The following is a 5,723-nucleotide window of genomic DNA, read 5'->3' on the forward strand; positions in this document are numbered from 1 at the left end:
CCGCGACCCTGCCCCGAGTGAACCGCGCCGCCGACGACACGGCCCGCGCCGCCCGCCAGATGGGCCGCGCGGCGGGGGGCATCAGCGACAACCCGCAGTTGTTCATCTATGGCTCGGGGCGCATCCCGCCCGGGCCGGGTGAGCCAGGGTTTGGCAGCGCCCCGTGAGCTGGACCCCCTCCCGCGCTGCATTGGTGGCGCAGGCCCTCTGTGAGGAGTGAACATGAATACTATTAAAAATATAGCAGCCAAAGCATATTCATCTAGCGCTACAGCGCTGTGGGGCTGTGGCTTGGCGGCGGTGTTGCTGCTCACGGGCTGCTCGGCCCTGCCAGCGCCTCCGGCCCGCCCCGTGCTGTATGACTTTGGCCCCGGCCCGCTGGCCACCGTGCCCACCGACCGCCGTGCGCCCCTGTCTCCGCTGGCGATGGCCGAGATGGATGCCCCCGGCCTGCCCGAGGGGGGGAACGCTGTGCTGTACCGCCTGGCCTATGCAGACGCCCAGCAGCTGCGCCCCTACAGCCAGGCCCGCTGGAGCCAGCCGCCTGCACAGCTGCTGCAACAGCGCCTGCGCGAGCAACTGGGCCAGCGCCGCGCCGTGCTCAAGGCCGACGACGGCGCCGCCCAGGCCCGCGAGCCCGCCCAGGGCAACAAGTTGCCCCTGGTGCTGCGCACCGAGCTGGAGGAGTTCAGCCACCTGTTCACCAGCCCCAGCGACAGCGCCGGGGTGGTGCGCCTGCGCGCCACGGTGGTCGAGCTGACCCCGGCGGGCGAATCGCTGCGCGGCCAGCGCGTGTTCATCGTGCAGCAGCCCGCCAAGTCGGCCGATGCGGCAGGCGGCGTGGCCGCTCTGGCAGCGGCGTCGGGCCAGCTGGCCAGTGAGCTGGCAGCGTGGGTGGAGCAGGTGGGGCAGTAACGCAACAGGTCTTTGTGGCGAGAGCCTGCAGGCAAGGCACTGGCTTTGGCCGCTGCGCCACGCAGCGCGCGTGGCCGTCAGGTGCCCGGCGGTGTCGGGGACGGGGGCGCGGTCTCATGGCGTTCAATGCCCGTCACCACCCGCGCGTAGCGCGCAAAGCTCCAGTACGCCCAGGCCCAGTCCAGCAGCACCACCAGCCGGTTGCGAAAGCCGATCAGGAAGTACACGTGCGCAAACAGCCAGAACAGCCACGCAAAGTAGCCTGAGAACCGCACTGGCCCGGCGGGCGATGTGAGATCCACCACGGCGGAGTTGCGGCCGATGGTGGCCAGGTTGCCGTAGTCGCGGTAGCGAAACGGCTGGGTGGGCTGGCCCGCCAGGCGGCGCAGGACGTTGGCCGCCGTGGCGCGGCCCATCTGCTTGGCGCCCGGCGACACGCCGGGCACGGGCGTGGGCTCATGGCCGGCCACGTAGCTCTTGGCTGCCGCCAGGTCACCGATCACGCTGATCTCGGGGTGGCCGGACAACGTCAGGTCGGGCTCCACCACCACGCGGCCCGCGCGGTCGGTGCTGGCACCGGTGGCATCCGCCAGGTGGCGGCCCAGGGGTGACGCAGCCACGCCAGCGGCCCATACAATGCATTTGCTATTTATTTGATAGCTGTTTGCGCTTGATGTACTGGCGCTTGCAGGTGATTCGACCTTCAAGCCATCGCTGTCGATGGCGGTGACGCGGGCGCCCAGGCGCACGTCCACGCCCAGCTTTTCCAGTTGTTCCTTGGCGCGCTGACTCAGGGCCTCGGGCATGGCCTGCAGCACGCGTGCACCGCCTTCGAGCAGGATGATCTTCGCGCTCGCGGGGTCGATGTGGCGGAACTCGCCAGGCAGCGTGTGGCGCGCAATCTCTGCCAGCGTGCCGGCCATCTCCACGCCCGTGGGGCCTGCGCCCACGACCACAAAATTGAGCCAGTCTGCGCGGCGTACGGGGTCGGGCTCCTTCTCGGCCGCCTCGAACGCCAGCAGGACGCGGCGGCGGATCTCGAACGCGTCGTCCAGCGTCTTGAGCCCGGGCGCATAGGCCGCCCACTCATCGCGGCCAAAGTAGCTGTGCGTGGCGCCGGCGGCCACGATGAGGTGGTCATACGGCAGCGTGGCGCCGTCTGCCAGATGCACGGACTGCTGGCCCACGTCGATGCGGATGACCTCGCCCAGCAAGGTGGTCACGTTGCGCTGCTGCCGGAACAGATGCCGGATGGGCGCCGCAATGGCCGGGGCCGACAGCCCGGCCGTGGCCACCTGGTAGAGCAGGGGCTGGAAGAGGTGGTGGTTGGTCTTGTCCACCAGGGTCACATCCACCGCCGCGCTTTTGAGAGCCCGGGCGGCTTCAAGGCCGCCGAACCCGCAACCGATGATGACCACGCGGGGGCGAAGCGAGGAAGCAGAGGGAGTCGTCATGCTGCCATTATTGGGGAGCCGGGTGGTGGCCCAGGCCCTTGCCGTGGTCGCGACCTGCAGGCCCCTGGGTCACGGGGGCTCCATCGAGTTACAGGAACCCCAGATCCACCGGGTAGTCCGGCCGCCCCGCCGCTGCGCCAAAGTGCGTGATGTTGGGCAGCACTCCCGCCATTTCGTTGTCGGCCACGCCAAACCACTTGGCCAGGGTGGCGGCGTACTGGTCCACCGAGGTGGACGGCAGGAGGCGGCCCTGGCCCACGTGCCACTGGTCTTCGGGGGCAGCCGTGTTGGTGATGCTGACCGGCGGCGCGCTGCCATAGAAGGCCTTGCCTTTGACGGCGCCGCCGACCACTAGGTGATGGCTGCCCCAGCCGTGGTCCGAGCCATCGCCGTTGGAGCTGAGCGTGCGGCCAAAGTCGGACGCGGTGAACGCCGTGACCTTGTCGGCCACTCCCAACTCCACCGTGGCGTTGTAGAACGCGGTCATGGCCTCGCTCACGCGCTGCATCAGCACCGGCTGTTGCGCGATCAGGTTGTCGTGCAGGTCAAACCCCCCCAGCGACACCAGGAACACCTGGCGTTTGCTGCCCAGGCTGGTGCGCGCGCCAATGAGGCGCGCCACCATCTTGAGCTGGTTGGCCAGGGAGTTGTTGTTGGGGAAGGTGGTAGCCAGCGTCACGCCAGCGAGGCCGTTGGTGATCTGGCTTTCGGCCGTCACGGCGCGGGTGGTCACGCGGTTGTATTCGTTCTCCAGCGTTTGCGTGCGTGGCTGCTGGATGAGCGATGCGAGCGCACTCTGCACCGCTGAAGAACCGTACACCCGGTTCTTCACACCGTTAATGGCCACGGCCCCGTTGGTGCTGACCTGGTACTGCAGCGCCGAGTCGCCCGACAGGAACACCGCATTGCCCGTGACCGAGATACAGGTGAACAGCGAATTGCCGTTGGAGGACAGCGCCAGGTCGCCGATGTTGCCACCCCAGCCCACGGTGGAGCCCTCGGGCGAGGATGACTGCCACACCGACTGCTGGTCGTTGTGCGAGAACAGCTTGGGCGGCACGGGGTAGGTGGCGCGGTCGGCACTGTTGTACTGCGCGCGCGTCAGCGGAACCACCAGCGGGCCCACGTTGAGCTGCACGGCCGCCTTGCCGTTGTTGAACAGGCCAGCCAGCCCCGTCATGGCCGGGTGCAGCGCGTACTGGCGGCCGCCGGGCAGCGGCGTGGTGGGTGTCAGCAGCGTGGGGGCGAGGGCTGCCTTGGCCAGCGCGATGCCACCCGCCGTCTGGCCTGAGCCACCGCCTCGGATGGTGTTGTAGCGGTTGTAGCTGTCGTCGTCGTAGGTGACCACGGTGTTGGCATAGTCGTTGCCGCCGTACAGAAACACGCAGACCAGCGCCTTGTAGTCGGTGGCGTTGAAGGCCGCCGCCTCGCCCATGGCAGCCAGGTTGAGCGCAAAGGGCAGGGCCGTGCCCGCAAGGCCCAGCTGGGTGGAGCGGCGCAGAAACGCGCGGCGGGTGTGGAGTTCGGGTTGAAGCAGGTGCATGGCAGGGCTTACTTTTGAACGAGGTATTCGGCCGAAGCCATGACCAGGAAGACGGCGGCCGCCACGCGGTCGAGCTTGACGGCGTCGGTGCTGGCGGCGGTGACGGGCGTTGCCTTCAGCGCGTCCGCAATGAGCTTGACGGTGGCTGCGGACAGCTGGCCTGCGCACATCAGCAGGTTGATGCGTGCGACCAGTGCGTCCGCATCCGCCACGATGGCCAGCTCGTTGGCGTAGCTGGCCTTGATGTCGTACCCGTTGTTGGAACTGCTGGCATTGTTGGGCAGCTCCGGGGCATTCACAAAGATGCCGTTGCGGATCACGCCCTGCATGTAGTTGAGGTAGCCCCCCACGCTGCTCTCGTTGACCAGCTGGAACTCGGGTGCCACGGCGCCCGCTGCCGCCAGGGCCGTGGATGGTGGAACGTAGCCTGGGCGGAAGAAGTTGAACACCGAGGGCGAACGCAGCGGGCTCTGGCCCAGGCGCGAGCCGGGGTCGCTCAGGTCGCCGATCTTCCAGCTGCCCTGCACCGAGTTGATGCCAAAGGTGCGGCCCCACTGCACAAAGCGCAACATGGGCTCGCGCAGCTTGCCAAAGCCGGGCTGGGTCAGCCCGGTGGGCGAGCGTGCCTCGTCGTCCAGCAAGATGGCCTTGACCACTGCGCGCAGGTCACCCCGCACGCCGGCGCCGTTGTTGTTGAAGGCGGCTGCCACCCGGGCCACGTAGGCGGGTGACGGGTTGCTGGTGACCAGCCGCTGGATCAGCTGCTTGCCAATGAAGGGGCCCACGTTAGGGTGGTTGAACAAGGTGTCCAGCGCGGTCTTGAGTGCTGCGGCGCCGGGCGTGTTGGCGGGCACGGTGGTGCCCAGGAAAGTGGCGGCCAGCGTGGAGTGGCGCGATGCATTGAGCGCCATGGGCAGCCGCGCAAAGGTGGTGTTGGAGACCACCCGCGTGGTGCCTGGCACGGTGGTGGGTACGTTCTGCGTCTGGTCGTAGTCGTAGCCCGTGAACACGCGTGCCAGATTGGTCACGTCGTTCATGGTGTAGCTGTCAATGGGCTTGCCGGCGCCGTCTTTCTTGGGGGTTCCGTCCAGGTTCAACTCGACCAGTCCGATGGACATGAGCTGCATGACCTCGCGGGCATAGTTTTCGTCGGGCTGGCGGCCCGTGGCGGCGTTTTCCTTCTGGTTGCCACGGGTGTTGAGGTAGTAGCCCATGGCCGCGTTCAGCGTCACGTTCTCCAGCACCGAGCGGTAGTTGCCAAACGCGTTGTTCACCAGCTGATCCCAGTACCAAGCCATGGCATGGCAGCGCCAGGTGATGTCCACGCCGCTGAGCGAGACCACGCAGATTTCGGACAGTGCCAGCGCCACCCGCTTGCGCAGACCGTCCGGCGACTTCATGAGCTGGTACCAGATCATGTAATCGGCAGGGTAGGAGTTGTCGTAATACGCCGTGTCGTTGCTGATGTCTGCGTAGCCGCGCTGGTTCAGCCAGTCCCAGCCGCCCTGGCTGGGGCCCGCATTGAACTGGCTCTCCAGCCAGTCGGCGTAGGTGGTGGTGCGCAGCGCCGCGATTTCGGCAGTCGATGCCGAGAACTGGGCCTGCAGCAGAAAGCGGGCGGCCTCGTTGTCCGTGCTGGCGGAGGGATGGGCGTAGTTGCCCAGCGAGGGGGTGGATGGCGCAGGTGCACTGGGTGTCCCCGTGCCTGGCGCGCTGTCGCCACCGCCGCCTCCGCAGGCGGCCAGGGCGGTGGACGCAAACAGCGCGGTCAGCAAGGGCGCGTGGGCCCTGCTGGCGGTGGTGGGGTTTTC

Annotated in this window: 4 protein-coding genes and 1 pseudogene; 2 read left to right on the top strand and 3 right to left on the bottom strand. The window is 67.8% G+C overall.

Features of this window, described 5'->3' with window-relative positions; genetic code table 11:
* Together DBR23_RS11775 and DBR23_RS11780 are read left to right on the top strand one after the other, a co-directional pair.
* Nucleotides 1-167, top strand: a pseudogene (locus tag DBR23_RS11775) (MCE family protein); the annotation flags it as partial.
* Nucleotides 168-222: 55 nt separating this feature from the next.
* The gene (locus DBR23_RS11780) at nucleotides 223-915 is read left to right on the top strand and encodes an ABC-type transport auxiliary lipoprotein family protein (RefSeq protein ID WP_108498364.1); all 693 of its coding nucleotides are present in this window, start codon (nucleotides 223-225) and stop codon (nucleotides 913-915) included.
* 77 nt (nucleotides 916-992) lie between these two features.
* Here DBR23_RS11780 and DBR23_RS11785 read toward each other — a convergent pair whose 3' ends face one another.
* The 3 genes from DBR23_RS11785 to DBR23_RS11795 form a co-directional block, all read right to left on the bottom strand.
* Nucleotides 993-2,369 carry an NAD(P)/FAD-dependent oxidoreductase gene (locus DBR23_RS11785; RefSeq protein ID WP_108498365.1) on the bottom strand — a complete coding sequence of 459 codons (1,377 nt, stop codon included), beginning with the start codon at nucleotides 2,367-2,369 and terminating at the stop codon, nucleotides 993-995.
* Nucleotides 2,370-2,457: 88 nt separating this feature from the next.
* On the bottom strand, nucleotides 2,458-3,912 hold the full coding sequence (locus tag DBR23_RS11790; RefSeq protein WP_108498366.1) for a DUF1501 domain-containing protein: 1,455 nt from the start codon (nucleotides 3,910-3,912) through the stop codon (nucleotides 2,458-2,460).
* An 8-nt stretch (nucleotides 3,913-3,920) separates the two neighbouring features.
* Nucleotides 3,921-5,723, bottom strand: a 1,803-nt coding sequence (locus tag DBR23_RS11795; RefSeq protein ID WP_108498367.1) for a DUF1800 family protein, incomplete at its 5' end; no start/stop codon positions are given.

The sequence above is a fragment of the Acidovorax sp. HMWF018 genome, assembly GCF_003061035.1.
GTDB lineage: Bacteria > Pseudomonadota > Gammaproteobacteria > Burkholderiales > Burkholderiaceae_C > Acidovorax > Acidovorax delafieldii.

Coding starts and splice junctions, on each gene's coding strand:
- DBR23_RS11780 (WP_108498364.1), top strand. CDS start 223: ATGAATACTATTAAAAATATAGCAGCCAAAGCATATTCATCTAGCGCT.
- DBR23_RS11785 (WP_108498365.1), bottom strand. CDS start 2,369: ATGACGACTCCCTCTGCTTCCTCGCTTCGCCCCCGCGTGGTCATCATC.
- DBR23_RS11790 (WP_108498366.1), bottom strand. CDS start 3,912: ATGCACCTGCTTCAACCCGAACTCCACACCCGCCGCGCGTTTCTGCGC.